The organism is Streptomyces sp. NPDC031274 (genome assembly GCF_055570235.1).
Genome location: NZ_JBVIHP010000146.1, coordinates 1 through 1,806, shown reverse-complemented (window position 1 = coordinate 1,806; position 1,806 = coordinate 1). Strand labels below are relative to the sequence as shown.

The following is a 1,806-nucleotide window of genomic DNA, read 5'->3' as shown; positions in this document are numbered from 1 at the left end:
CTCTGCGGACTCCGACAAGGACTCCGGCTCCGGCTCCGGCAAGACGCACGTCGTCAAGACCGCCATGGGTGACGTGAAGGTTCCCGTCGCCCCGAAGCGCGTCGTCGTCCTCGACACGGCCGAGCTGGACTCCGCGATCACGCTGGGCGTGAAGCCGGTCGGCTCCACGCACGTCGAGGCGTCGTCGGGCTTCCCGAGCTACCTGCCCAAGGACGAGGTCAGCGGCATCAAGGACGTCGGCGAGATGCTGAACCCGAACATGGAGGCCATCGCGGCCCTCAGGCCGGACGTCATCCTCACCAGCAAGATCCGGCACGCGGCGAAGTACGACCAGCTCAAGCAGATCGCGCCGACCGTGATGACGGAGAACACCGGCTACCCCTGGAAGGAGAACTTCCAGGTGCACGCCGACGCGCTGGGCAAGAAGGCCGAGGCGAAGAAGATCGTCTCCGCCTACGACGCGCACGCCGAGAAGGTCACCACCGCCGTCGGCGGCCCGGCGAAGGCCAAGGCGACGGAGGTCAACGTCGTCCGCTTCGTGGAGGGCGCGGACATCCGCATCTACGGCGAGCAGACGTACATCGCCACGCTCCTCAAGGACGTGGGTCTCGGCCGCCCGGCCATCGCGGCCAAGGCCAAGGACGGCTTCTCGTACGACGTGTCGCCCGAGAAGATCGACCTCGCCGACGCGGACGTCATCTTCCGGTCCACGTACGGTGATCCGAAGAAGTCCAGGCAGACGCAGACCGTCGGCAGCAGCCTGTGGAAGAACATGGACGCGGTGAAGAAGGGCAACGTCCACACCGTCGACGACGAACTGTGGATCCAGGGCATCGGCTACACGGCGGCCGACAAGATCCTGGACGAGATGCAGAAGGCCCTGACGAAGAAGTGACCGCGGGTGCCCGCACGGCTCACAGCCGTTGCCGCTGCGATCTCCACAAGAGGTAGAGCGCGGAGGCGACGGCCGCGCCGCGTACCACCCACGGCCAGGTCTCGGCCATCGCGTCGCTCATGTGGCCGTCGACGATGGGGTCGCCCCAGCGGCGTTCGGTCCTGCCCCACAGCCAGGTGATTCCTGCCGCCACGGCGAGCCCCGGGAGGCCGATGACGGCCCACTTCGCCTCGGCGCGGCTCAGCCTGCGGGAGGCGTAGGCGAGGAGCCAGCCGCCGCCCAGGGCCAGCCAGTTGCCGAGGATGGCGCCGACGGTGAGGAGGGCTGCGGCGAGCAGGAGGAGGGGGTTGCTGAAGCGTGGGGTGGCCGGGGCCGACGTCGCGGGGCGGAGAATGCGGATGCGGCGCCGCCGCGTGGAGGCGGGCTCTTCCTCCGGCTCACCGCCGGCTCCCTCTTCTGCTTCGTCTCCCTCTTCCTCTTCCTCTTCTTCGTCCGCTTCGGGGCGCTTCTTCGGCGGGGGCTTGAGGAGTTCCGGGATCTCTACGCCGCCGGTGAAGCCCGGCACGCTGTCGGCGAGGCCGAAGGGGCTGCTGTCCACTCGCCACCAGTCGGGCTCGGAGCCGCCCTCACCGAGCTCGTCCGTGCCGGCGAGATGGGGCGGGGAGGGCCCGGGGTCCTCCTCGGGCAGCTCCGGTTCCTCCGCCGCCGGGCGGGGGCGGGGGCGGGGGACCACGCGGCGCAGGCGCTTGGGGCGTTCGCGTTCCTTCGGTTCCGATGTGCGCTGGGTGGGGACGGCGGGGCGGGGTGCGGCCGTCTTCGGTACGTCACCGGAGCCTGTGCCTGTACCTGTGCCCGCGCCCGCCGCTTCGACCAGCTCCTCGTGGGTGCCGAGGCGGTCCAGGATGCGGCGT

General features: G+C 70.2%; 2 protein-coding genes. One reads left to right on the top strand and one right to left on the bottom strand.

Features of this window, described 5'->3' with window-relative positions; genetic code table 11:
• A partial coding sequence (locus tag ACZ5CR_RS44375) for an ABC transporter substrate-binding protein (RefSeq protein WP_468869113.1) occupies positions 1-895 on the top strand: 895 nt, incomplete at its 5' end.
• Positions 896-914: 19 nt separating this feature from the next.
• Here the strand turns inward: ACZ5CR_RS44375 and ACZ5CR_RS44370 are convergent.
• Positions 915-1,806 (bottom strand): hypothetical protein (locus ACZ5CR_RS44370; RefSeq protein ID WP_468869107.1); only part of this gene is annotated, 892 nt, incomplete at its 5' end.